Here is a 24,347-nt window from a genome sequence, read left to right as displayed (position 1 = left end):
ACTAAAATATGTGAAAGGTGACGTTTCTTAGTAGAAAATACATGAAATACATAACCATTTTATAATATAATATAAAAAGTTACTTGAATTTCGGTAGTAAGGAGAGAATTATAATGATTTTTAAAGTGTATTATCAAGAGAGTATTTATGAGGTGCCTGTTCGTGAGAAAACAAAGGTACTTTACGTAGAAGGGGAAGCTGAGCGTGATGTTCGTTTAAAATTAAAAGAACGCCCTATCAACATTGAATTTGTTCAACCCCTTAAAGGTGCATTTTTAGAGTATGAGCAACAAAGTGAAGATTTTAACGTATTGGAGATTGGATAAACATGAAATTTGTAAAAAATAATCAAACGGCCGTGTTCGCCCTTGGCGGTCTCGGTGAAATCGGTAAAAACACATATGCTGTACAATTTCAAGATGAAATTATTTTAATCGATGCTGGAATTAAATTTCCAGAAGATGAATTACTTGGAATTGATTATGTTATTCCCGATTACACATATTTAGTGAAAAACGAAGATAAAATCCGCGGCCTTTTCGTAACGCACGGTCACGAGGACCATATCGGAGGAATTCCTTATTTACTAAGAGAATTAAACATTCCGGTTTACGGCGGAAAATTAGCTCTTGGATTGATTCGAAACAAACTCGAAGAGCATGGTCTCTTGCGTAAAGCGAAATTAATTGAAATTAAAGAAGATGATATTATTAAGTTCCGTAAAACATCTGTGACATTCTTCCGTACGACCCACAGTATCCCGGATTCCTATGGTGTAGTAGTCAAAACGCCGAACGGCCAAATCGTACATACAGGCGATTTTAAATTTGACTTTACACCAGTAGGAGAACCGGCTAACTTAACAAAGATGGCGGAAATCGGAAAAGAAGGTGTCCTTTGCTTGCTTTCTGACAGTACAAATAGTGAAGTCCCTCATTTTACCATGTCAGAACGCCGCGTGGGAGAAAGCATTCACGATATCTTCCGAAAAGTAGACGGACGCATCATTTTCGCTACTTTTGCGTCAAATATCCATCGACTTCAGCAAGTGATCGAAGCGGCTGTTATGTACAACCGTAAAATTGCTGTATTTGGACGCAGTATGGAAGCAGCTATCGAGATCGGACAAGACTTGGGCTATATTCGTTGTCCAAAAGACACGTTTGTAGAGGCTTCCCAAATTAATCGACTTCCTGCAAACAGAGTAACCATTCTTTGTACAGGAAGCCAAGGTGAACCGATGGCTGCGCTATCGCGTATTGCAAACGGTACCCATCGTCAAATTCAAATCATTCCTGGGGATACAGTTGTCTTTTCTTCTTCTCCAATCCCAGGAAATACGGTGAGTGTAAGCCGTACGATTAACATGTTATACCGTGCTGGTGCCGATGTTATTCACGGTGCTTTAAGCGACATCCATACATCTGGTCACGGCGGACAAGAAGAGCAAAAGCTAATGATCCGTTTAATGAAACCTCAATATTTCATGCCGATCCATGGTGAATACCGTATGCAAAAAATGCACGCCAAACTAGCCATTGACTGTGGTGTTCCTGAAGAAAACTGCTTTATTATGGATAACGGCGAAGTATTGGCCTTAGGTGATGAAGAAGTTGGCGTGAGCGGTAAAATTCCTTCAGGATCCGTATACATTGATGGAAACGGAATTGGGGATATCGGAAACATCGTTCTTCGTGATCGACGTATTTTATCCGAGGAAGGTCTTGTCATCGTCGTTGTAAGCATCAACATGAAAGATTTCAAAATCGCCGCTGGTCCGGATATTATTTCACGCGGATTTGTCTATATGCGCGAATCTGGCGATTTAATTAACGATGCTCAAACTCTTATTACAAAACACTTAAACAAAGTGATGGAAAGACGTACAACCCAATGGTCTGAAATCAAAAATGAAATTACAGATACATTGGCTCCATTCTTATACGAAAAAACAAAGCGTCGTCCAATGATCCTTCCGATCATTATGGAAGTATAAGAAAAGCGTAAGCGCCTTGGTCAAAGAAGGCCGACTAAGAACGCCACGTCCTGTGGCAACGTCGGCATGACCCGCATCCTGCGGCCCCAAGGAAATAGGGATTGACCCCGTATACGCTTTTTGCCTTATGAGGGCAATCATCTTTTCCCGTGCTGAGCTAGGCGCTGGAGCTAGACACCAGTACTCGTCGAAAAAGTTATACTTTCTTACCTTAAAAAAAGAAGGGCTTCCCTCCAAAAGAGGAAAGCCCTTCTTTTTTATCCCACTACTTTCTTCTCAAACCGATTAATATCGACATCGGCTCCAATGACAATCAAAATGTCCTTCTCACGGATAACTTCCGATGCTTGAGGAGAAACGATGATATCTTTCCCTCTCTTAATGGCCACAATATTGATTCCATACTTGGCGCGAATATCCAAATCAATTAAAGAATGGCCGTCTACCCGGCTGTTAGCTACAATCTCTACAATACTATGCTCATCAGATAACTCCAGGTAATCTAACACGTTATTTGATACAATGCTTGTGGCGATCCTTTTCCCCATATCACGTTCAGGGTGAACAATTTGGTTCGCACCGATTTTCGTTAATACCTTTTCATGATAATCATTTTGTGCTTTCACCGTGATGTTCTCAACACCGAGCTCTTTTAAGATTAACGTTGTTAAAATACTCGCTTGAATATTATCACCGATTGCTACAATGACATGATCAAAATTTCGAATCCCTAAACTTTTCAATACGGTTTCATCCGTTGTATCTCCTACGACAGCATGGGAAGCAATATTTGCAAATTCGTTGACTTTATCTTCATCGACATCGATGGCCAGCACTTCCATCCCTTGCTCGCTTAAAGTTTTGCAAATACTTCCGCCGAAGCGGCCTAACCCGATGACGGCAAACTCTTTTTTCACAAAGATTCCTCCAATGATAACGATATTGAGTATGTAATAGTTGACATAGAATGATTTTATCATATGTAAAAAATAAATGAAGAGAGAAATCCCCCCTTCATTTATTTTTTCCCTTGAATATAATCTGCATCAAATAAAAACAAGCGCATGAGCAAGAATAAAGATGGAATGAGCAGTAATAAACCCAAAATGAAAACGATGACTAACGTAATTCCCATCGTTTCGTTAGTATATCCGCTATAAATAGTAATATACGGATCTAAAATGTAAGGCAAATGCGACGCTCCATACCCGAAAAAGGCAAAGAAAAATTGAAACATGACGAAAATAAAAGCCGTTCCATAGTTTTTCCGTATCCAAATAAGCACGGATGCAATCAAGAAGCAAAGAAGCGATAAAATAAACATCCACCAGTATCTGTCTACAATATTTTCAAAATGTCGAACATTATGCTGCCTTAACGAAACAAATACTAAAAAACTTGCCAGAATAGTCGGCGGACTCCAGAAAAGCGCAAAGCGACGGAGTATTTCCAAAGCTTTATGATCATCCGCTCGTGCCGCATAATATGTTAAAAAACTTGCGCTGATAAAGAGCACAGAAACGACCGCTAAAATAACGACACTCCACGAGTACAGGTTTGTAAATAGTTCTTTCGCCAAAAACACAACCGTTTCTCCCCGCTTTTCAATGAATCCCCCTTCTGAAATAGTAAGAGCTGTTGAAAGCGATGCAGGGATTAACAAGCCTGTTGCACCATATAAAAACAAGTAAAGGCCATTATCTCTGGATCCATAATTGCCAAACGCATAAAAAGAGCCGCGAATGGCCAGTAATACAAGCGAAACGCTTCCCGGAATTAATAAGGCTGTTCCGTAATAATAAGCGGTATCCGGAAAAAATCCTACAATCCCGACAAAGAAAAAGACGAAAAACACATTCGTCACTTCCCAAACTGGAGATAAGTAACGGCTGATGAGTTTATTTATCACATGATCTTGCTTCGTCACTTTACCGTAGTAAGCAAAAAACCCCGCCCCAAAGTCAATAGAAGCAACAATTAAATAGCCGTACAGAAATAACCATAGTACGGTAATTCCCAAAAGTTGAATTTCCACCATTTATCCCCTCCTGTCATGATTAGTCTTTAAAACGATATTCCAGCTCTGCTTCCGCAGGATTGTTTATAAACATCTTGCGAAGAACAACCGTACAAATGACCCCTAACATGATATATAAGCCAAGGAAGAGCCACAGCATGGCTCCTACGCCGTTTGAGGTAGTCGCTGCTTCAGTTACCTTCATATACCCTCTTAAAATCCAGGGCTGCCGTCCTATTTCTGCTAAAATCCATCCTAATTCAATAGAAATAATTGACAGCGGTCCGCACAGGACAATCGCTCGCAATAACCATTGATTATGTACCCATTCTCTTCTCCATCTTGAAAATACTACAAACAATGAGGCTACCAGTGTCATAAACGCCGCAAAGGTTACTTTAAAATCAAATAGATAGTGGACATATAAAGGTGCTGTTTCATCTTTTGGAAATTCATTTAACCCTGTTACTTCCGCATTAACGTCATTATGGGCCAAAAAACTCAGCATTTTAGGCAAATGAATAGCATATTTAATTTTCTGGCTTTCTTCGTCTAATGTCCCGAATAAAATGAGATCAGCTCCCTTTTCTGTTTCGAAATGCCATTCAAGTGCTGCTAATTTTTCAGGCTGATGCTCAGCCAAAAATTTAGCGGATAAATCTCCTGCAACCCCTGTTAAAATTGCGAATAAAAAGGCTGATGTCACGGTTAAATGCAACGCTTTTTTCGTATAATCCGTAATGTTACCTTTTAACATCTGAAAGGCAGCAATCATAGCTAAAACGAAGGCCGAGGCCAAATATGCTGTTACAAGTACATGAAACGTTTTCGTCGGTGTCGCGGGATTAAACATAGCCTGGATCGGATCAACTGTTTTAATGACACCATCGACTAATTCAAAACCTTGAGGTGTATTCATAAATGCATTTACCGTCGTGATAAAGAATGCTGATAATGAGGAGCCAATAATAACTGGAATCGAGAGAAACCAATGGTACATCGGATTTTTAAATCGCTCCCAAGTATACAAATAAATCCCTAAGAAAATCGCTTCAAAGAAAAACGCGAACGTTTCCATGAATAATGGAAGCGCAATGGCTTGCCCCGCAATTCTCATGAAGCTCGGCCATAAAAGGGACAGCTGCAGTCCAATACATGTGCCGGTTACAACTCCAATTGCTACCGTAATAGTAAAACCCCGTGTCCATCTTCTCGCCAACAATGTATAATGCGGGTCATTTTTTTTGATTCCAATAAACTCCGCTATCGAAATTAAAACAGGTACACCAACTCCAATAGTTGCGAAAATGATATGGAAAGCCAATGTTAAAGTTGTTAACATCCGGCTTAACATAACGCTATCAAACTCCATCTCTCTCCACCTCTTTAATTAAAATAAATTATACCCACTCCACGTAATAACTCGGCATCTCTTCATCCAATCGAAAAGTACCACTATCGGTCATGCTGAATCTTCTAAGTCGATCTATATAGTTTATTTTCACTATAATCATATTTTAAAACTTCTTTTACTTATTGTGTTCGAGAGCGTTGAAATTTTTGTGACTTTTTTCACAAACTTTTGTGACAAAATTTCTGCACAAGACAAAACCTCCCACATATGCTTGATTTTACAGGGAAGTTTACTTTTCTATATTTATTTTACTGTTTGCACACTTATTCCTTTTCTAGAATAAAAATGAGCGAACCGTATAACGGTTCGCTCATTTTTATTCGGCTGCTTCTGTTTCTGCTAATACACGATTCACGCGTTTTTCCAGCATCTTCATTCCGCTTCCGCCTGCTTGGAAATGACGAAGTTGGCCTGTTTTATCAAACACGTAGTAAGCCGGTACATATTGGTTTTCAAATGCATCTGTTAGTTTATGATCACTGTCAACGAAAATCGGCTGAGCAATATTATGTTCTTCTGCAACTTTTTTGATTTCATTAAGGTTTAAATCATTTTCAGAGCGAGGCATATGAACTGCAATTACATTTAACTTATCTTTGTATTGGTTACGGAATTCATTCACTTGAGGCATAGCTTCTTTACATAAATGACAGCTGATTGACCAAAAGTGAATAAGAGTTGGTTTTTCACCGATTAATTCGTCTTTTGTTGCCTGGCCGTTTAGCCATTCTGTTGCACCCGTTAATTCCGGCATTTGTTCACGTAATTTCATAATGGATTCCTCCTTTATGTTAACGACGCGGTGTGAAGCACCACGCCTTGTCTGTACATCTTGTGCCTCGAAAAAAAGGTCTAACAAAAATGTTAGACCTTTTTAATTCAAGCCGAAAACTTATAAAGTAGCTTGACCTGGTTTCCAGTTAGCCGGGCATAAGCCGCCAGTTTGCAACGCTTGAAGAACACGTAAAGTTTCATCTACATCACGGCCAATGTTATTATGGTTAACAACAGAGTACATTAATTCGCCATCTGGACTGATGATAAATAAACCGCGAAGCGCAATACCTTCTTCTTCAATTAATACGCCATATTCGCGAGAAACCACATGGTTTGTATCCGCTGCTAACGGGTATTTAAGATCGCCTAAACCATTTTCTTTACGGTCAGTTTTAATCCACGCTAAGTGTGTATGGATAGTGTCTGTAGACACACCGATTACTTCAGCATCTAAATCTTCGAACTCATCATAACGATCAGATAATGCTGTGATCTCTGTTGGACATACGAAAGTGAAGTCCATTGGGTAGAAGAATAACACAGTCCATTTACCGTTCTTCATGTTTTCTTCTAAGCTTACTTTACCGAACTCTTTGTTTGCTAATACAGCATCCATTTCAAAGCGTGGAGCTTGTTTACCTACCATACGTTCTGGCATAGCTAAATCCCTCCAAATCAATTTTCAATTGAGAATATGTAGCGTGAATTCTCATTTGTATGTCCCATTTACAATTATGATTATAATTGAATGAATATTTTCGGTCAATGTTAAATGATAATTAATTTAAATAATGCGAACTGGGCATATCTCTTTAAAACTTGTATTACAGATGCTATGCTTACATAGATGTTATGCCCTTAACGATATCGGAATAAACGAAAAATGTGAAGAAAGGCTTTTAGGATACAAAGATAGAAAAACTTCTTCCATTAATAGTTTAACATGTCCAAAAAAGGGAATAAACCAATGTGCTCTTAAAAGGAGTATTTTTGAAAGGATGATTGAATGCTGGATATGAGTGTACAGAAAATTAATTGGGAAAAGCTAGCGACTGACGCCGGTGTTATACTCTTAAAACTAGGTGTCTTGTTTCTTGCTTTTTTTATTATTAGGACAGTTGGCCAAAAGATTATTGATCGATCGTTTCAACGGGTTACTGAAAAAGATAACGTCTCACGAGGAAGAGCTCTGACACTGAAAAGTTTAATTGCCAATATCTTTTCGTATGCTCTTGTTTTCGTTTTTATTGTCATGATATTTGAATTATTTGGAGTGGATGCAACGGCCCTTTTAGCTGGAGCGGGAGTGATAGGACTTGCAATCGGTTTTGGAGCGCAAGGACTTGTCAGTGACATTGTAACCGGTTTTTTCTTGCTTTTGGAAAAGCAAATTGATGTAGGAGATTATGTAACAACAGGAGGGTTTTCCGGGATTGTGGAGTCGGTCGGCTTGCGAACAACGCAGATCCGCGGCTTTGACGGGACGCTTCATTATGTTCCTAACCGTGAAATCACAAGCTTGAGTAACCATTCACGCGGTAATATGAGGGCTCTTGTAGATATTGGTATATCTTATGATGATAATATCGATAAGGCTATCGAGGTACTTCAAGCAGCATGTGATCAAATCGCAGCTGAAGATGATAATATTATAGAAGGCCCAAACGTGCTGGGTGTACAAACACTGGGGGCATCAGACGTTGTAATCCGTATTATCGGTAAAACGAAAAACGGGGAGCAATGGGAGGTAGAACGTAAACTTCGTAAAGTATTCAAAGAAACACTAGATGCAAACGGCATCGAAATTCCCTTCCCTCACCAAGTGCTTGTCCATAAGAACGGGGGCGGCGCACTGAAAGCTTCTCAACACCTTTAGAGATAGTCGCCATGTTAAACTGTAAAAAAGCGCCATGGGAACATCATATCGTGTTCCATGGCGCTTTTTTTATGTAGCCCAAAACCTCATACGGCTTTTAGCATCAATATTATTGAAGCTTGCTTTCGACTTGCTGGCATACTTCCTCAGCTGTCATCCCGCTGGCTTCAATAACAGAACCTGCTGTTACTACATTCGAAATGCCCATGATGTTATTGTCCTGACCTGTTACGACGCAGCAGTCACAACCGTTTGCATCACTTTCTTGACGCAGTTGTACAACTTCATAGCCTTTTTCCTGAAGAGCTTGCTGCACATCTGTTAAACTTTGTTCAACACCGATTTTAGCCATGATTCATCCACCTCCTCACTCTTTTAATGTGTCCGAGGAAAAGGTGAAATATACCATTTATTCGGTTGCTTTCTTTGTTAAATATTTACTTAGTAGTGCAATTGCAGCTTCGATTGCTTGTTCATCAGGCTGCAGTTTTGCATGGTGAAGCCCATATGGAGACTGAACACCCAGCCAAAACATAAAGCCTGGAATTTCTTTTAGCATGTAACCGAAATCCTCGCCTGTCATCGCTTCTTTGCATTCAATGACCTTTATGTCCGTTTCATTTTCAACGAATTCCATAAACTCTCGGGTCATTTCATGGTGATTGTATACTTGATGATACATACAACCATAATCAATATAGGTTTCGCATTGATATCCGACTTCAACACCTTTTACAAGGGCTTCAATTCTTTCTTTAACACGTCCCATCGACTCAGGTGATAACGTTCGAATCGTCCCCTCTAGTCTTGCACGCTCAGCAATAATATTTTGCACAGTACCACCTGTAATTTTCCCGATGGTAATTACCGCACTATCAAGCGGATCTACATTTCGCGAAATGACTGTTTGCAATTGATTCACCAACGAACATGCTGCAACGACCATATCATTCGTCGTATGCGGATAAGCGGCATGCCCTCCTTTTCCTTTCAAATCAATGAACAACTCCGAAGTATTGGCAAACAGTAATCCTTCTCTTACCGCAATGGTCCTAACCGGATATTCCGGAGCAATATGCAATGCCACTATCATATCAGGCTTCCATTCTTTCATGATATCACTCGCCAACATGGGCTCGGCTCCCCCTGGTCCTTCTTCAGCAGGTTGGAAAATAAATAACAAATCATCATTGACAGGATTATGTACAAAATGCGTCAGCACTCCCAAGGCAATGCTCATATGGAGATCATGCCCGCATGCATGCATAAGACCTTCATGTTCCGATTGAAAGGCATAGTCCGTTTCTTCTGTAATTGGAAGTCCATCAATATCCGCACGATAGCCAATCAGCTTTGTTGGATTCGTCCCATGCACTCTTACAAAAATACCGGTTTTCCACGTTTTAATACTTAAACGCTCCTGCGGCAATGTCTCCAGATAATGTAATAAAAAACGCTGTGTTTTAACCTCCTGAAACCCAAGCTCCGGAATCTTATGCAACTCCCGGCGAATCGCCACAAACGGATGCAATGTCTCCATCTTCACTTCCTCCTTATAAATGATTATGGTTCTTATACTTTTAAAGCCCTGCTAGCGCAGGGCTTTAAAAGATATAGTCTTTGTTTTTGCCGGAATGGCCCTTTTCTCTATACAAGTGATTTTTCACTTCGTAAACATAAATGGCCATTCCGGTATAAAAATAGGGCGGGTGCTCCCGCCCTATTTTTATAGCTGGCGAAGCTCTTGTTTGATCTCTGTTTTCGCTTTTGTTTTCTCATCGATTTCTTTAATGACGCGAGCTGGCGTACCTGCTACCACTGTGTACGGAGCTACATCGTCAATAACAATAGCGCCTGCTGCTACGACTGCGCCTTTACCAACTGTTACACCTTCTAATACAACAGCATTGGCACCAATCACAACATCATCTTCCACGACAACCGGTTTAGCTGAAGGAGGCTCAATTACCCCTGCCAGCACAGATCCTGCACCAATGTGGCAGTTTTTCCCTACTGTTGCACGACCGCCAAGAACAACGTTCATATCGATCATCGTACCCTCACCAATCACGGCACCGATATTAATGGAAGCGCCCATCATGATAACGGCATTGTCGCCGATTTCCACTTGGTCACGAATAATAGCACCCGGTTCAATGCGTGCTTTAATTCCTTTCATATCCAGTAAAGGAATCGCTGAATTACGGCGGTCATTTTCCACCACATAATCTTCAATTTTACCTTCATTTGCTTGAAGAGCAGCTTGAATGTCAGTCCATTCGCCAAATACAATTCCTGTATTTCCTGTAATGAAAGTTTTTGATTCCGCACCGAAATCAATGCCTTCCAATTGACCTTTTACATATACCTTTACAGGGGTTTTCTTCACGCTGTTTTGAATAAATGAGATAATTTCATTAGCATCCATCATTTTCATTATGTATATCCTCCTTTAATTCCCTATGTTTCATTTCTCTAATGTATCAAAATGTATCCTCGATGACAAGCATCATCATACAAGTTCTTCTGTTCCAAACTCCTTCACTACCTCTAAAAAGGCTTTTACCTGCTTTAATTGAAAAGCCGATTCATACCCGATGAGCCACGTATCCCTTGAAATTGGCTTTTGGTGTTCATCCATCAACGGAATCTTATACACGCCCTGGTCGTTTTCCGTTAATGCAATAGATGGTAAGATTGCAAACCCAATCCCATTTAAAGCCATTTGTTTACATGTTTCAATTTGATCAACTACGATTGTTCTCGTTGGTGTTGTTTGAAACTGACGATGCCACCAATCTTGTATTTCTTGATAGTAAGTAGAATCGCTCTTGAATTGAATAAAAGGCTTTTCGCTTTGCAGCACATCTTCTACACGTTCAATTTCCGTGTCCACTAAATATAAAGTATCCGTTAAGATATGCTCCTTAATTCCCTTCCAGTCGGGATTTCCGCGAATGATGCCAAGGTGGACCTCATCTTCATATAAATAGTTCACCATTTCGCTGCTCCAACCTGTTACGAGGGAGATTTTAGCGCGAGGATATTTCTTGACAAATTGTTTTAACACACGTGGAAGCCAGTGCTGTCCAATAATAGAAGCAACCGCAAGCTTTAATGTTCCGTATACCTCGGTCTCCAACGCCTCCAGTTCTTCCCTTACTTTCTCTTCTTTTTCGACTACTTCTTTAGCAAATTGAATAATTCGTTCACCGGACGGCGTTAACGACAACCCCTTTTGTGAGCGTACAAAAATTTGTGTGTTCCATCCTTTTTCGATTGTCTGCAAACGCTGCGATAAAGCTGGCTGGGAGACAAATAAACGTTCCGCCGCTTTTCTCATATTTAACTCCTCCGCTAAAACGGCGAGCATTTTACATTCAATAAGCTGCATAAACTCGTTCTCTCCTATAAGGTTTTCTTATTAAGTTTCTTTAAAACTTCTGATGTTCATTATAATGCTTTTTTCTATAGAAATGAACCTTCCCCCCACTATCGCTTCGCACTTAAGCCCAGAGGACTTTGCCATTCCATCCTAAATAAAAAAACGAGGATGATGCAAAAGGTATTAACATAACCTCTCGAATCATCCTTGCGATTGCTCTCATCGGAACAGACAGTATCACCCGTCGAATAAAATCTGGCTTTATTTTTTTTCTTTTGCGTAAATTTTTAACTGTTGATTGATTTGTTGTAAAAATGCCCGGCGTGTTAAAATTCCCTTAAATACGTGCTCTTCATTTTCTACACAAACAAAGGGATGGTTAATCATTAAGTTCAAGCCTTTATATACATTATCTTGAAAATGCAGACGAGGAATTTCCTTATTCATCACTTCTTCCACTTTCATATGTTCAAGGCGTTCAAACTCTACACGCTTCAGTCCCAGGATTGAGTCCAAAATCATCGTTGTGCTGATTAAACCATGTAATTTAAATGTTGGATCCAACACTGGAACAGCTGTATAGCCGGTCTTTGTTAAAACTAGAAGAGCGTGCTCCAAACTGTTTCCTATTTGGACATGTGCCACTTTCTCGGACGAAATCAACAAATCTTCAATGGACGCTGCAGAAAACGCCCTGCTGTAAATACTAACCATTGCGGCTTCCCCTCGATTCTCTTTTGCTTATTTCTCGAAACTGGGATAGATTAATGTACCCGCTTCTAACGGGCAGTGACCCTCATGGACAGAAAGTTCATTTTATTTTAGCGTCATTATATAATAACATCTTGTTTTGACGCTTATTAAACAGCTCGGAATGTAAGCGTTATCAATTATATAGTATACAAAAATCTTTTAAAGTTGTTTCCGCATGCTCAAGTTTCTTAGGCGCCTCTTACTATTTCCCTCATTTGCTAAAGTTTAAACGAAAATAAAACAAGCTATTACTCAAGTAAATAGCTTGCCGCATTATGTATCCTCTTTAAAATTCTCTAAGGCGACTATATAGTGAAGCTATTTGTTGATATTTCTGTGAATCTACAGATTTCAAACCTGTTTCAATATCGTACATATGACTGCTGACCACTTCTAACGCGTATTCCTGCTCAAACAGTAAATCCAATAAGAGTTGTGCCTCCTCTATAGAAAGCATGGCTGAACTGTTATTATTCATTTACTTGATCCCCCGCTTCACTCAAGAACACTTTAAATGTCTTACTTCTAGTCTAGGTTCTTTTATAGATAGTGTCAATAAAAGGAGAACGACATTTTCATAAGGAAACCTACATGTTTCGACGTTTCAGCAAAAGAGATGAAAATCAATTTAACACGTCTTACAAAAAAAAACTAAAAAATGGTGCTAAAATGATAGTGCATTCATTCGTATAAAATGGATATTCGACATACTTTAAATCCGGCCTAAAAATGGATATAAAAAAAGCCCTGAAGACACAGGACTTTAATTAATTAATTCGAAAATTTCAATGGCAATCATATCAATATTATCGAATTGGTAAGATTTTGGTTTTTCTCCGTCTTGATAAACCTCAAGCTCATACGTTTCCGTCTTGGCATGATATTTTACACTGCAAATACGCTGCCCATTTACTTCAAAAAAGCGTTGTGGTATTTCGCCGCCGTTTGCTTGTTCACGGAGATTAATAAGACGAGTTAAAATGCCTTGTAACTGTGACATATCCATACTCCTTTCAGCCATGGCATAGTAATGATCTCTATGCTTAGGTTTCACTAACATTTTCTTTCTATCCGCGTTACTTCTCTCATATATAAAAGACACATTCACAACTATATGGTACTGAGGCAAAAAATACAAGCATTTTGTCACATTTTATCGTTATAACACAAGATATTTTCTTATTTTGTGCTTTAGAGCTTACCTCCAGCCACGAAAGCATTGTCCGCCTACCCTCAAGACTTTTCATGGTATACTGTAAATAAGACAAGCGGAGCAAGCTCCGTTCCAACTCAAAACGGTTACGTCCTGTGACCAATATTGTAACCCTCAGTACCCATGGCTCTTATCCCTAGAGAACCGGGAGGAGAAAGGCGCGACGCCCTGTTCTTCAAGTTACCGCAGGACATAGCTTGCGAAGCTAGACAATCAAGAATTGAATAAAGGAGTTTAAAACATGAAACACGTAGAAGTCTATACTCAGCCAGCTTGTCCTCCGTGCCAAGTAGTCAAAGAATTCCTGAAACATTATCAAATCTCGTATGTAGAGTACGACATTTCGACAGACTCTAAAGCACGGGACAGGATGATTCATACATTTCAAGCCTACTCCACCCCGACAGTAAAAGTGGACGAAGAACTGGTCATTGGCTTTGATTTGAAAACATTAGAGCGCTTGCTTGGGTTATGTGAAGACGAAACGAATCAATAATACAAAGCTGCCACATACGCTATAATAGCTAGGAAAGCCAAAAAAACGAAAATATAAGCGATGAAAATGGGATTGCGGATATAAGGATGGGCTTGAACTCGTTCATTTAGTTTCGTGTCCATTTCACTTTGTAAATACTTTTGATTTTTCATCACCACATACGTATAAATCAAACCAACAACAGAAATCAAAAAAACGAGAACACTTAAAATCATCATCATATTCATATGGATTCTCCTTCCTTTCAACCGTTTTTTCTATTTTCCCGTTCTTGCTCCCTTCATATTCGGACAATGGCAAAATTTTGTGCTTTATCCCTGTATGAGATGACTCGTGCAGCTAAATATGATAAAAGGCGCTGAAAAATCCAGCGCCTTTTATCATGCGATCGTCCCTGCTTTTTTATCCCGCATTAACGGGCAATCCCCCCACACTTTCAAAACTTGAGAGAAATGGAAGAAGTCTAAGCGGGGGATGAAGGAAAACCCCACTGATGGAAGTTTCCTTTATAAAGCATCCCGTTCATACAAAAAATCATAAGATAAATCAATGAATACATAGTGCTGACTGTCCAACGGATAAGAGAACGTACGAATGTTCTCCCCTGTCTCAATGTCAATGTAAAGATCCGACAGCAGCCCTTTTTGCTCATGGCTCATCCGAAGAATATTTTCAAGAAAATAAGGTCGCCAGCTCCAATTTTTACTCAAATATTGGGGCTCAAACGTCCAACGATTGTCTTTTTGGATGATATTCGCGGATTGCTGAAAACCATTTTCATCACAAATGTATATACGAAAACATACATTGGATAATTCCTCTGCGATCAATTGAATCATTTCATCATAGGAATTCAGCTTTTTACATTTTGGTATTAGCTGCTGTAATTGTACTTGAAAACTTTGAGCTAAATTATAAAGTGCGAGAAGCTTTCTTTTTTCATGAGCAATAAAACTTTGAAAGCGTTCTTTCAATTTATCCTTCAATAGGTCACTGGGTACAAAAGCTGGTGCAGGCTTTTGTAAATAAAAGCCTTGAAAATAACGTCCGCCATGACGCCACGCATATTGGAGCTGAAACGAAGCCTCTATATCTTCATACAAAAGGGTCGCTCCAATTTTACGAGCAAGCAACGCCAAGGAATAGAGAACATCCTGATACGATTGTGTCATCGCTGTTTGGCGTAAAATACGCAAATCAATTTTCAAAATGTCTGGAGAAAGCAGTCCAATACGGTCTAAATTACTGCTCTCCTTACCAATGTTGTCGACAGCCACTTTAATCCCGTATGTACGATAATACATAAGCAGATGATGAAGCTGATCAATATCTCCATTAAAGTCGTGTTCTGTAATTTCAAGGACAATCCGATTCAAGGAAAGTCCTCTCTCTTCAAATGAGTGAAGCAGCGCAAGAAGTGATTCTCCGTGATCTTTCATTAACAGGTTGGCATTTTGATTTATGAAAATAAGACCGGTATGATCACTTTCACTTATCGCATATTCCAAGGCTTTTCCCAATACAACTCGGTCTACTTCAATGCGGTATTCATCCGGAATCGCATCATCATGAAAAAACGGGCCGAGACTTTCTACTTCGTCGTCTGTTTGAAATCGGGCTAATACCTCATATCCAATGATTTGATGAGCATCAGCCGAAAAAATGGCTTGATAGTATGGTACGACTTGTTCTAAATTTGTTAAAACGTCTAATGGATCCATACGAACACCACCTTTCCGTATACTAAAAATAGTATAATATGGATAAGATGATTGCGCTAGTGTTTAAGCCGATTTCGGCTTTCTTAGAAAGGATGCTGATTGAGCCATTGTCCTCCGTCCATCGTAATGCACTCTCCATTTATGTAAGCGGATTCATCAGAAAACAAAAAAGCTGCCAGCGCCGCAATCTCTTCCGGTGTCCCAAGTCTCCCAAGGGGAACAGAAGATAAAGTCCGCTTTGCCGCTTGCTCAGATTCCCACAGCTTATCGGCTCCTCCTGTGCGTTCAATCGGACCGGGCGCAATGGCATTGACCCGGATTCCATATTTTCTTCCCCACTCTACTGCCAAAGTACGTGTCATTGTCAATACTCCCGATTTAGCGCAAGCAGAATGGATAACCCCGGCTCCAGCATTCCAGGCATAAGTGGCAACGATATTTGTAATAGCTCCCTTGATCCCCTTTTCTATCCAATAACGGCCCACTGCCGAGCTGCAATAGAATGTACCGTTTAACACGATATCAATGACACTGTTCCATCCATTAACAGACAGCTTTTCAGCTGGACAAATAAAGTTTCCCGCTGCATTATTTACAAGGAAATCAATACGTCCGAATGCTTTATCGGTTTCTTTTACCATCTTTTCGACCAATTCCGGATCTCTTACATCCATGGTAATTGTTTGCACTTGTCTGGAAAAATTTTCAATTTCTGTTTTTGCAAGTTGCAGACGTTCTTCGTCTCTTCCGGTAATCACAACATAGGCTCCATCATCAGCAAAACGCTTCGCCATATATTTCCCCATTCCGCTCGATCCGCCTGTCACAATTACAACCTTCCCCTTCATAAACTATCCCCTCTCTACTTTTTGAATTTTCGGACTATTCATCTTACATTATATTCCTTATCTAGCTGGTAAATCCAACTATTCTTTTACTTTTTTAATATTTCCTTCTTTTTTACATCTGTCTGTCCTTATATTTTGAATTAATTCTAGAAACTTGGACATGGATCTTTTTTGACCATGTCCAAGTTTCTAGAAAGAAAAAAGAATGCTATAATAGGAGAACATGAATATTAAGAGAAACAGGTTGATTTATATGAACAAGACATGCACAAGGCGTAATTTTTTAAAAAAAGCCATTGCTTTTTCAGCTGGAACATTTCTTACTTCCAGCTTTGGATATATATATGCACGCTACATCGAGCCAAGACAGCTTGACGTTGTGGAACAAACCATTACCTCTCCAAACATCCCAAAAAGCTTTCATAATGTAAAAATCCTTCAGTTTAGTGATATTCACCTCGGTCTTTCCTATAACTTGCCGTTGCTTGAACGACTCGTGGAACAAATGAATATTTTAAGACCTGATATCGTGCTGTTTACGGGAGATTTGATTGATATACCAAATCAATACCTCTATATGGAAAAGGTAGCTCCCATCCTTAAACAAATTGATGCACCTCTTGGGAAATTTGCAATTTTCGGAAACCATGATCACGGAGGCTATGGTACCGAAATGTATAAGCAAATCATGCATGATTCAGAGTTTAAACTGTTGGTAAACGAAGTGGTCCATATTCGTTTAATCGATAACAGCTATATTGCCATTGGGGGGCTAGATGATATCATGCTCGGAAAACCCAGCTATGATTACACCCTTGGACAATTGTCTAAAGATATCTTTTCGATCATCATGGTACATGAACCCGATGTCGCACAAAAAGTGGCTCTTTATCCTGTCGACCTTCAGCTATCGGGACACAGCCACGGCGGGCAGATTCAAATTCCTTTTTACGGCCCATTAATCACTCCTCCGCTATCGACTCTTTACCAGGAAGGAATGTATGAGGTAGGAGATTCGAAAATGAAACTTTACGTTAATCGAGGATTAGGGACTACAAGGCTCCCATTCCGTTTTTTAGCAAAACCTGAAATAACCCTTTTTACTTTGAAAAAAGGCTTTCTTGATAGAAGCTCTTCATAATTTGGGGCTAATCAAAAAAGGCTGTTCGATATAACTAAATAGGTCAACAGTATCATATGATAAAGATCTTATAGAAAAGACCCGTCATGAAAATCCCTTAATATTATTGGATTTTCATGACGGGTCCTTTCAAGAGAATGACTCAAAACTAATGTTTTGTCTGTCTTTTGAGACGTCTCTTCGTAAAAGGTGTTCAATTGACCACGCTTTCTTTATTTATGTAAATGCTCTATTAATACTCCCTTAGGGAGCGGTCGGCTAAAAAGGAAGCCCTGAGCTTTTTCGCAGCCGACTTTTCGTAAGAAACTTGCTTGTTCTTCTTTCTCTACGCCTTCCGCTACAACCGTTAAACATAAACTTTTCGCTAAATGTATAATAGTGGTTGTAATAGCCTCGTCTTTTTCTTCGATTAAAATATCGCGAATAAATGATTGATCAATCTTTAAAGAATCTATCGGAAAGCTTTTTAAATAGCTTAATGATGAATAACCGGTACCGAAATCATCTACCGCGATTTTTACTCCAATTCTTTTTAACTCGTTCAATACTTTAATGGTTTCACGAGAATCATGCAAAGCGCCCTCTGTAATTTCGATTTCTAAACAACCGGGTGGAATGCCGGATTTTATTATACAGTCTTCAATATGCTCTACGAGGCACAGTTGCTGAAATTGTCTGGTGGACAAATTGACCGCTACCGTTTTATATCCATATCCTTGCTCGCTCCACTCTGCAATTTGACGGCATACTTCTTCGATAACCCAATTCCCGATTGGAATGATCAACCCCGTTTCTTCAGCAATAGGGATAAATTCCCCAGGAGGAATGAACCCCTTTTGAGGGTGGTTCCACCGTATTAATGCTTCAAAGCTTTCGATTTGTCCTGTCCCCAAATTCACTTGGGGCTGGTAAAACAGGATAAACTCCTTTTGCTTTACCGCTTTACGCAAGTTCGTTTCAATCCTCATTGAATGGGGCGCCGCTTGCTTCATACCAGATTGATAAAATTGATACGTTCCTCTCCCTTGCTCTTTCACTCGATACAGAGCAATGTCGGAACATTTGATTAACGTTTCCAAATTATGCCCATCTTTAGGAAACATACTAATGCCAATACTCGGGGTTATATAGCATTCTTGTTCTCTGTAAACAAAAACATCAGAAAATAAAGCTAAAATCCTTTCAGCGATCTCTTTCACTTGTTCTTCATCCGTATTTTCGACCGTCACCAGGAACTCATCCCCGCCATGGCGGAATGCTTCTATTCCATTATGTATAAGCGTCCTCAAACGCATTGATACATCCTTGAGCAACTGATCTCCTACATCATGCCCAAGCGTATCATTGATAAATTTAAAACGATCTAAATCAAAGTATAAGAGCGCAAATGATGTTTGTTCTTTTTTTGATTTTTCAATCATTTGAGATACGGATTTTTTTAACCAATTGCGATTAGGCAGGCCTGTCAAATAATCATAAAACGCCATTTCGCTTATGATTCGCTCATTGTTCAACTGTTCAGTAATATCTCTTGTAATGCTGACTACATATACACATCTGCCGTTTTCATTTAATACAGGGGTCAAAACGGATTCCCCGTGCATAATATTTCCGTCTGGAAGTGTAATTTCATCGCGAAATGTTACTTTTCCCTTTGTTGTGGCAGCTTTCTTATAACAGGCGTGTAAGCTGCTTGCCAATTCTTCAGGTAAAACCTCATGCAGCGTCTTACCTTTATATGCTCGCAACAATTTTGCATGATTTTTTCCTGCCTCGTTGACAAATATATAACGAAAATTCAATTGGTTATCGACTTCCATAATATAAACTAAATCGTGAATATGTTCTAAAATCGTTTGAATGAGCGCATTCTCAATATTGTTTATCTTTTCTGATTTTTCTGAGTATATATTTTTAAAGTCTAAGTTATACATGTCCCTCATCCTGTTGCATTTCGGCTTCTTTTTTATAGTAGCACATTCCTCCATCTGTGGCACTACTCTTCTTTCTTTTTTCACTGTATTTATAGTATTAATTTCCCGTTACTTTTGAACCTTTCATCCAAATGATAAACAACGCGCCAGAAACTCTTTGCTAGAAATAAAAAGCAGGACGCTGTCCTTCCTAATGTTTTTTTACATTTCTATATCGTACTTCCTGTCAGTTTTGCGCTTAGGCCATGCTCATTCCCATTAACATGACCATACACTATTAAGACAATGAACAAGGAGGTTTTTATTCATGTACCCATACGGTTATTATCGCGGCGGTGCCCCTTACGGAGGAAACCGCTTCATCGGATTTCCATTCCTAGGCGGATTAGCAGGAGGGCTCTTAGGAGGACTTGCGGCGGGTGCTTTCATTGGGCGGCCCGGTTTTTACGGTGCCCCGTGTTGCCCTCCTCCATTTTACGGGCCATACGGAGTTCCGCCTTATGCGCCTTATCCGCCTTACGCCCCTCCATTTTATCGATAAAATGGAAGCTCGTTCCTCATTTCACAAGAACTTTCCTGTGTCATAAAACTATTCGAGACTCGTTTATCCTGCATCATGCGGGCCTCAATTAACCATCAGTGGGATGAAAGAAGCTCCCCGTGATGGAAGTTTCCTTTATTTCTTATCCTATACCACGTATCAGACCATTTGACTGAAATCTTATGCCAAACTCTTTTAGGGCGGCGGCTCAAAGGATGAAAATGTCCTTCGAGCCGCCGCCCTATTTTTTATCCCGCATTAACAGCCAGTAAGACCTCCACTGATGGAAGTTTCCTTTATTACTCCTCATCTTCTTTTACTTGATAGGCCATATCATATAAAATGGTTTGGCTGTCAATGAGGGGTTCACCGTCTTTTCTAGTCACATAGTAATAATTTCCATGCTCATCTTGTTCTCGTGCCTTCGCATTATCTGCCAGCATAATGGACATCCATTTGTTGATTCGTTTCTTTAATCGTCCATCGAAAATAGGAAATAAAATCTCCACCCGTTTCTCCATATTTCTCGTCATCATATCAGCCGACGATAAAAACAGTTTTTCTTCCCCGTTATGATGGAAATAATAAATCCGGCTATGTTCAAGGAATCGTCCGACAATACTTCGGACTTTGATGTTCTCACTTACCCCTTTAATACCAGGGCGCAAACAACAAATCCCCCGAACAATTAAATCAATTTTCACTCCCGCGTTAGATGCTTCATACAATTTCATCATGATCGGCTTATCTGTCAACGAATTCATCTTGGCGATAATACGCCCGTTTCTATGTTTTTTATGAAATTCAATTTCTTGATCAATGAGTTCGATAAAATCTTTTCGAATATTAAATGGTGCGATGGATAAATGATGGTACGATGGCTTTTCTGTGTAGCCGCTTAAATAATTAAAAAAGTTGGTCGCATCAATACCGATTTTTTTATTTGCCGTAATGAGTCCCATATCCGTATAAATCTTGGCGGTGGCATCATTGTAATTGCCTGTTCCCAAATGGACAAAATGTTCGATTCGACCGCTTTTCCGTCGAACTACAAGCGTAATTTTACTATGTGTTTTTAAATAATTCATGCCGTAAATAACATGGCAGCCTTCCTGTTCCAACTCTTTTGCCCAGTGAACATTGTTTTCTTCATCAAAACGGGCTTTCAATTCCACTAGAACTGTTACTTGCTTTCCGTTTTCAGCAGCTCTTTTTAAAGCTTTGATAATGGGTGAGTCACCGCTTACACGATAGAGCGTTTGCTTAATAGCCAATACATCCGGATCATTTGCGGCATCCGATATAAAATCAACCACCGGCTCAAACGATTCGTACGGATGATGAAGTAAAATGTCTTCCTGCAATGTCTTTTCAAACACATCTTCATGCGAACCCAAATCTTTTGGAGGCTGTGGGATTAACGTTTCATCAGCTAAATGTTCATGTGTTGCTTCCACCGCTTTGGAAAAAGGGAATAAGCATGTTAAATCAAGGGGACCGTCCACACAATAAATGTCCTTTTCATGAATCTCCAATTCTTCCTTTAAATAATAGAGCAATTGTTCATCATACTCTTGGCCCTTTATCTCTAATCGAACCGCCGCACCCCACTTTCGCTTTTTCAGCTCTTTTTCAATTTCCTTTAATAAATCGCGAGCTCCTTCTTCATGAATCGTCATGTCTGCATTTCTTGTAATTCGAAAAGGAGTAACCGATTTTACATCGTACCCTTTAAATAATTTATTAATAAAATGAGAAATAACATCTTCAAGCAAGGCAAACACTCTATTTCCCGCTTGATTTGGTAATTCGATATAGCGGGTTAGGACAGCAGGGACTTGAACAATAGCCAATTTGCCATGCAGTCTTTCCATCTCTCCCTCTTCCTCTTTCTCTTCCTCCTCTGGATCATTCGCCAATATAATGGCTAAATTTAAACTCTTATTTAGCAGCATTGGAAACGGGCGATAAGCATCCACGGCCATTGGAGTTAAAACTGGAAAAATTTGTTCTTCGAAATATTTTTCCAAAAAAGCTGTTTGTTTCTTATTTACATCTTGGAGACCAAGAATTGATACACCTTCCCTTTCAAGAAGTGGAATTAATTGGTTATACGTTTCGTATTGTAGATTCACAAGTGTGTGATTTTTTTTGGAGATAGAGGAAAGTTGTTCTTTCGGGGTAAGACCTGCTTTATTTTCCGGTTTATTAAAACCTGCCTTCACTTGGTCTTTCAGTCCGGCGACCCTCACCATAAAAAATTCGTCTAAATTGGAAGCGAAAATGGCCAAAAATTTAAACCTCTCTAAAAGACGGTTCCGATTATCTATTGCTTCTTCCAAAACACGTTGATTAAAAGCAAGCCAGCTTAGTTCCCGGTTATTATAATTTGATGGATGTCCTAAGTTTTTTTGCTCTATTGATGTAATGGTTGTTCCCATCTTCATTGCCCACCCTTACTTAAATTCTCTATTTTTAGTTATCTTTTCCACTTCACGATACCATCGAAATGTTAATTAAGTGTAAATATAATGTAAATTTCTTGTTAGTGATATATTCAACATAAGAGGGTTTTATAATCTTAATTTTCAGAAAAAATATATTTTATTGGTGATGAGTAAATAGAAAAATTATAAGCGCTGAATGCTCTGCGCTTATAATTTCTGAAACTGTAATACAATGGGCTGCTTTGTTACTTTTTCTAAATGTTTTTTTTGTTTTTCTGCTTGATATTCTTCTGCTCGATAGTCACTGCAACATAAAATTTTGATCGTAAATCCAGTTGAATTCGCATCTATATCAAGATGTTTCACAATATTTCTTTTCGTAGCATTTAAGCTTGAGGCAAACTTCAAAACAGCCCCTAAGAAACGAAGTGTTTTTTGTTCCTCTTTTGTAAGCCAGTCTTTAAATGGTTCCATATATTGACGAAATGCCGATTTACCTTTATAAGAGGCAAGTAATGCCAGCTTCAGCCTGTCTTTATGACGTATCCCGTCAATCGTTCGGTTTGCCAATAAATAAAAAGTATGCTGACTGCTCGATTCAGAATCGATATACTCCCCAAGATGAAAAACTTGGGCCGCTCTTTTTAATAAAGAAAGGTCCTTATCCCCCATTGGAAAGTCAAGATGCATACGAAAATGTTGAAACAACAAACTGGCGATCTTCGTGACCTGCGTGACATGCTCCGTGTCAATCTCAAAATCCATCACAAGCTCTTGAAAACTTTCCTCTAATACATTGGGGTAAAGACCGATTCCAAGGGGCTTGATCAATTCTTCAAACATCAGGCCTTCTCTAAGACCTTTTCTGCTCAGGATGAATCGCGGGGCTTCTGTTAATTCGCACAGTGATTCAAATACTTCCATGGCCGGCAAAATCGTATCCGCCCGATCTTTCGACAACCCTTCCAATCTTTGAAGTTCTTGGTAATTCATACCGCTAAGCTGTTTCTTTAGCAGTTGAATATCGGATAGCATCATTTCATATTGGTGAACACCCGCCAATGGGTAATGAATAAAACTTTGATGAAGCTGCACCATGTTACGTGCACTTCCTCCAATGGCTACAATAGGTACTTGTTTTCCATGTAACCAAGGAATCGTTTCGAACTGGGATTGGACAAACTGCTTAATTGCCTTTCGCTCTTCTTCTGTCGGGGTGTCCTCTTTTACATATTGAAGCTGTAAAGATAACGCTCCGAAAGGAAAACTATGATACTCAATAAGCTGCCGATCTAAAAAGTACGTGATTTCTGTACTCCCGCCTCCGATATCAATGGTGATACCTTCTGGTATATCGGTCGAATTCACTACGGCCAGAAATCCGTAAAAGGCCTCTTCATACTCGGATAAAATGGTCATTTCGAAATCCGTCAGTTTTTGAACAAGGCGGCATATTTCTTCGCGATTGTCTGCCTGACGGACAGTTGCAGTCGCTACACACTTTACATGTTGCACACTGTGATGTCTTGTAATAATTTGAAAACTGCACAGCGTATCGATTAGTACATTGATTCCCTCTTCGCTCAACTGCTGTTCTTCATTTAAATAGTTACGAAGTCTCGCTACTACTTTTACATTTTCTAATTGTTTGAATTTCTTTCGCGAGTCATGTTCATATATGACAAGACGCATCGTATTAGACCCTATATCAATCATTGCATACTTATCGCTCAACTGTTCTAACATCCTTTACTTATGTAGTTTACTGAATATACTGTTATAAATATT

General features: G+C 39.4%; 24 protein-coding genes. 6 read left to right on the top strand and 18 right to left on the bottom strand.

Annotated features, from left to right (window positions below; translation table 11 throughout):
- Positions 1-113 precede the first annotated feature (113 nt).
- A complete protein-coding gene (locus tag BK575_RS05815) occupies positions 114-326 on the top strand; it encodes a DNA-dependent RNA polymerase subunit epsilon (RefSeq protein WP_028396920.1) in 213 nt (70 codons plus the stop codon).
- 2 nt (positions 327-328) lie between these two features.
- The gene (rnjA, locus tag BK575_RS05810; RefSeq protein WP_078409316.1) at positions 329-1,996 is read left to right on the top strand and encodes a ribonuclease J1; all 1,668 of its coding nucleotides are present in this window, start codon (positions 329-331) and stop codon (positions 1,994-1,996) included.
- Between the two features lie 257 nt (positions 1,997-2,253).
- Here rnjA and BK575_RS05805 read toward each other — a convergent pair whose 3' ends face one another.
- The 5 genes from BK575_RS05805 to BK575_RS05785 form a co-directional block, all read right to left on the bottom strand.
- Complete coding sequence (locus BK575_RS05805; RefSeq protein ID WP_078409315.1) at positions 2,254-2,913, bottom strand: potassium channel family protein; 660 nt, start codon at positions 2,911-2,913, stop codon at positions 2,254-2,256.
- Between the two features lie 101 nt (positions 2,914-3,014).
- Positions 3,015-4,031, bottom strand: a complete 1,017-nt coding sequence (locus BK575_RS05800) for a cytochrome d ubiquinol oxidase subunit II (RefSeq protein ID WP_078414665.1) — start codon at positions 4,029-4,031, stop codon at positions 3,015-3,017.
- Between the two features lie 22 nt (positions 4,032-4,053).
- Positions 4,054-5,385: a cytochrome ubiquinol oxidase subunit I gene (locus BK575_RS05795; protein ID WP_078409314.1), complete on the bottom strand. Its 1,332-nt coding sequence runs from the start codon at positions 5,383-5,385 to the stop codon at positions 4,054-4,056.
- Positions 5,386-5,743: 358 nt separating this feature from the next.
- Positions 5,744-6,199, bottom strand: a complete 456-nt coding sequence (locus BK575_RS05790) for a TlpA family protein disulfide reductase (RefSeq protein WP_078409313.1) — start codon at positions 6,197-6,199, stop codon at positions 5,744-5,746.
- A gap of 120 nt (positions 6,200-6,319) precedes the next feature.
- Positions 6,320-6,862, bottom strand: coding sequence for a peroxiredoxin (locus BK575_RS05785; RefSeq protein WP_028396914.1), 543 nt, complete (start codon positions 6,860-6,862; stop codon positions 6,320-6,322).
- 348 nt (positions 6,863-7,210) lie between these two features.
- Between BK575_RS05785 and BK575_RS05780 the strand changes: the two genes are divergently transcribed.
- A complete protein-coding gene (locus tag BK575_RS05780) occupies positions 7,211-8,080 on the top strand; it encodes a mechanosensitive ion channel family protein (protein WP_078409312.1) in 870 nt (289 codons plus the stop codon).
- Between the two features lie 109 nt (positions 8,081-8,189).
- Here the strand turns inward: BK575_RS05780 and BK575_RS05775 are convergent, their stop codons facing one another.
- From BK575_RS05775 to BK575_RS05745, 7 genes are all read right to left on the bottom strand, one after another.
- The gene (locus BK575_RS05775) at positions 8,190-8,432 is read right to left on the bottom strand and encodes a YkuS family protein (protein WP_078409311.1); all 243 of its coding nucleotides are present in this window, start codon (positions 8,430-8,432) and stop codon (positions 8,190-8,192) included.
- Between the two features lie 57 nt (positions 8,433-8,489).
- The gene (locus BK575_RS05770) at positions 8,490-9,620 is read right to left on the bottom strand and encodes an N-acetyldiaminopimelate deacetylase (RefSeq protein WP_078409310.1); all 1,131 of its coding nucleotides are present in this window, start codon (positions 9,618-9,620) and stop codon (positions 8,490-8,492) included.
- Between the two features lie 186 nt (positions 9,621-9,806).
- Positions 9,807-10,517, bottom strand: a complete 711-nt coding sequence (gene dapD / locus BK575_RS05765) for a 2,3,4,5-tetrahydropyridine-2,6-dicarboxylate N-acetyltransferase (protein WP_078409309.1) — start codon at positions 10,515-10,517, stop codon at positions 9,807-9,809.
- 75 nt (positions 10,518-10,592) lie between these two features.
- Positions 10,593-11,474, bottom strand: a complete 882-nt coding sequence (locus tag BK575_RS05760) for a LysR family transcriptional regulator (protein ID WP_078409308.1) — start codon at positions 11,472-11,474, stop codon at positions 10,593-10,595.
- A gap of 252 nt (positions 11,475-11,726) precedes the next feature.
- Entirely contained in the window at positions 11,727-12,179 is a 453-nt protein-coding gene (gene cbpB / locus BK575_RS05755; protein WP_078409307.1) for a cyclic-di-AMP-binding protein CbpB, read from the bottom strand.
- A gap of 325 nt (positions 12,180-12,504) precedes the next feature.
- Positions 12,505-12,696, bottom strand: a complete 192-nt coding sequence (gene abbA, locus BK575_RS05750; RefSeq protein ID WP_078409306.1) for an antirepressor AbbA — start codon at positions 12,694-12,696, stop codon at positions 12,505-12,507.
- A gap of 285 nt (positions 12,697-12,981) precedes the next feature.
- Positions 12,982-13,218: a YkuJ family protein gene (locus BK575_RS05745; RefSeq protein ID WP_078409305.1), complete on the bottom strand. Its 237-nt coding sequence runs from the start codon at positions 13,216-13,218 to the stop codon at positions 12,982-12,984.
- A gap of 454 nt (positions 13,219-13,672) precedes the next feature.
- On the opposite strand from BK575_RS05745, the gene BK575_RS05740 reads away from it, so the two are divergent.
- Positions 13,673-13,927, top strand: coding sequence for a glutaredoxin domain-containing protein (locus BK575_RS05740; RefSeq protein ID WP_078409304.1), 255 nt, complete (start codon positions 13,673-13,675; stop codon positions 13,925-13,927).
- On the opposite strand, the gene BK575_RS05735 is transcribed toward BK575_RS05740, so the two are convergent.
- The 3 genes from BK575_RS05735 to fadH form a co-directional block, all read right to left on the bottom strand.
- Entirely contained in the window at positions 13,921-14,154 is a 234-nt protein-coding gene (locus BK575_RS05735; RefSeq protein ID WP_235867315.1) for a hypothetical protein, read from the bottom strand. The two genes, BK575_RS05740 and BK575_RS05735, sit on opposite strands and share 7 nt — an antisense overlap.
- A gap of 279 nt (positions 14,155-14,433) precedes the next feature.
- Positions 14,434-15,648 (bottom strand): EAL domain-containing protein, encoded by a 1,215-nt coding sequence (locus tag BK575_RS05730; RefSeq protein ID WP_078409303.1) that lies wholly within the window; start codon positions 15,646-15,648, stop codon positions 14,434-14,436.
- Positions 15,649-15,731: 83 nt separating this feature from the next.
- Positions 15,732-16,496, bottom strand: a complete 765-nt coding sequence (gene fadH, locus BK575_RS05725; RefSeq protein WP_078409302.1) for a 2,4-dienoyl-CoA reductase — start codon at positions 16,494-16,496, stop codon at positions 15,732-15,734.
- 253 nt (positions 16,497-16,749) lie between these two features.
- Between fadH and BK575_RS05720 the strand changes: the two genes are divergently transcribed.
- A complete protein-coding gene (locus BK575_RS05720) occupies positions 16,750-17,637 on the top strand; it encodes a metallophosphoesterase (protein WP_078409301.1) in 888 nt (295 codons plus the stop codon).
- A gap of 212 nt (positions 17,638-17,849) precedes the next feature.
- Here the strand turns inward: BK575_RS05720 and BK575_RS05715 are convergent, their stop codons facing one another.
- A complete protein-coding gene (locus BK575_RS05715; protein ID WP_078409300.1) occupies positions 17,850-19,571 on the bottom strand; it encodes a sensor domain-containing protein in 1,722 nt (573 codons plus the stop codon).
- A gap of 307 nt (positions 19,572-19,878) precedes the next feature.
- On the opposite strand from BK575_RS05715, the gene BK575_RS05710 reads away from it, so the two are divergent.
- Entirely contained in the window at positions 19,879-20,112 is a 234-nt protein-coding gene (locus BK575_RS05710) for a hypothetical protein (RefSeq protein ID WP_078409299.1), read from the top strand.
- Between the two features lie 299 nt (positions 20,113-20,411).
- Here BK575_RS05710 and BK575_RS05705 read toward each other — a convergent pair whose 3' ends face one another.
- Positions 20,412-22,553 (bottom strand): RNA degradosome polyphosphate kinase, encoded by a 2,142-nt coding sequence (locus BK575_RS05705; protein WP_139367971.1) that lies wholly within the window; start codon positions 22,551-22,553, stop codon positions 20,412-20,414.
- 213 nt (positions 22,554-22,766) lie between these two features.
- On the bottom strand, positions 22,767-24,305 hold the full coding sequence (locus BK575_RS05700) for a Ppx/GppA family phosphatase (RefSeq protein ID WP_169907562.1): 1,539 nt from the start codon (positions 24,303-24,305) through the stop codon (positions 22,767-22,769).
- Positions 24,306-24,347 lie beyond the last annotated feature (42 nt).

This window comes from Priestia abyssalis (genome assembly GCF_002019595.1).
Taxonomy (GTDB): domain Bacteria; phylum Bacillota; class Bacilli; order Bacillales; family Bacillaceae_H; genus Bacillus_BA; species Bacillus_BA abyssalis.
This window is presented reverse-complemented; position numbering and strand designations above follow the sequence as displayed.

What these genes read in the sequence shown, in the direction of transcription:
- BK575_RS05815 (WP_028396920.1), top strand. Translation starts at nt 114, where the DNA reads ATGATTTTTAAAGTGTATTATCAAGAGAGTATTTATGAGGTGCCTGTT.
- rnjA (WP_078409316.1), top strand. Translation starts at nt 329, where the DNA reads ATGAAATTTGTAAAAAATAATCAAACGGCCGTGTTCGCCCTTGGCGGT.
- BK575_RS05795 (WP_078409314.1), bottom strand. Translation starts at nt 5,385, where the DNA reads ATGGAGTTTGATAGCGTTATGTTAAGCCGGATGTTAACAACTTTAACA.
- BK575_RS05790 (WP_078409313.1), bottom strand. Translation starts at nt 6,199, where the DNA reads ATGAAATTACGTGAACAAATGCCGGAATTAACGGGTGCAACAGAATGG.
- BK575_RS05785 (WP_028396914.1), bottom strand. Translation starts at nt 6,862, where the DNA reads ATGCCAGAACGTATGGTAGGTAAACAAGCTCCACGCTTTGAAATGGAT.
- BK575_RS05780 (WP_078409312.1), top strand. Translation starts at nt 7,211, where the DNA reads ATGCTGGATATGAGTGTACAGAAAATTAATTGGGAAAAGCTAGCGACT.
- BK575_RS05775 (WP_078409311.1), bottom strand. Translation starts at nt 8,432, where the DNA reads ATGGCTAAAATCGGTGTTGAACAAAGTTTAACAGATGTGCAGCAAGCT.
- BK575_RS05770 (WP_078409310.1), bottom strand. Translation starts at nt 9,620, where the DNA reads ATGGAGACATTGCATCCGTTTGTGGCGATTCGCCGGGAGTTGCATAAG.
- dapD (WP_078409309.1), bottom strand. Translation starts at nt 10,517, where the DNA reads ATGAAAATGATGGATGCTAATGAAATTATCTCATTTATTCAAAACAGC.
- BK575_RS05760 (WP_078409308.1), bottom strand. Translation starts at nt 11,474, where the DNA reads ATGCAGCTTATTGAATGTAAAATGCTCGCCGTTTTAGCGGAGGAGTTA.
- cbpB (WP_078409307.1), bottom strand. Translation starts at nt 12,179, where the DNA reads ATGGTTAGTATTTACAGCAGGGCGTTTTCTGCAGCGTCCATTGAAGAT.
- abbA (WP_078409306.1), bottom strand. Translation starts at nt 12,696, where the DNA reads ATGAATAATAACAGTTCAGCCATGCTTTCTATAGAGGAGGCACAACTC.
- BK575_RS05745 (WP_078409305.1), bottom strand. Translation starts at nt 13,218, where the DNA reads ATGTCACAGTTACAAGGCATTTTAACTCGTCTTATTAATCTCCGTGAA.
- BK575_RS05740 (WP_078409304.1), top strand. Translation starts at nt 13,673, where the DNA reads ATGAAACACGTAGAAGTCTATACTCAGCCAGCTTGTCCTCCGTGCCAA.
- BK575_RS05735 (WP_235867315.1), bottom strand. Translation starts at nt 14,154, where the DNA reads ATGAATATGATGATGATTTTAAGTGTTCTCGTTTTTTTGATTTCTGTT.
- BK575_RS05730 (WP_078409303.1), bottom strand. Translation starts at nt 15,648, where the DNA reads ATGGATCCATTAGACGTTTTAACAAATTTAGAACAAGTCGTACCATAC.
- fadH (WP_078409302.1), bottom strand. Translation starts at nt 16,496, where the DNA reads ATGAAGGGGAAGGTTGTAATTGTGACAGGCGGATCGAGCGGAATGGGG.
- BK575_RS05720 (WP_078409301.1), top strand. Translation starts at nt 16,750, where the DNA reads ATGAACAAGACATGCACAAGGCGTAATTTTTTAAAAAAAGCCATTGCT.
- BK575_RS05715 (WP_078409300.1), bottom strand. Translation starts at nt 19,571, where the DNA reads ATGTATAACTTAGACTTTAAAAATATATACTCAGAAAAATCAGAAAAG.
- BK575_RS05710 (WP_078409299.1), top strand. Translation starts at nt 19,879, where the DNA reads ATGTACCCATACGGTTATTATCGCGGCGGTGCCCCTTACGGAGGAAAC.
- BK575_RS05705 (WP_139367971.1), bottom strand. Translation starts at nt 22,553, where the DNA reads ATGGGAACAACCATTACATCAATAGAGCAAAAAAACTTAGGACATCCA.
- BK575_RS05700 (WP_169907562.1), bottom strand. Translation starts at nt 24,305, where the DNA reads ATGTTAGAACAGTTGAGCGATAAGTATGCAATGATTGATATAGGGTCT.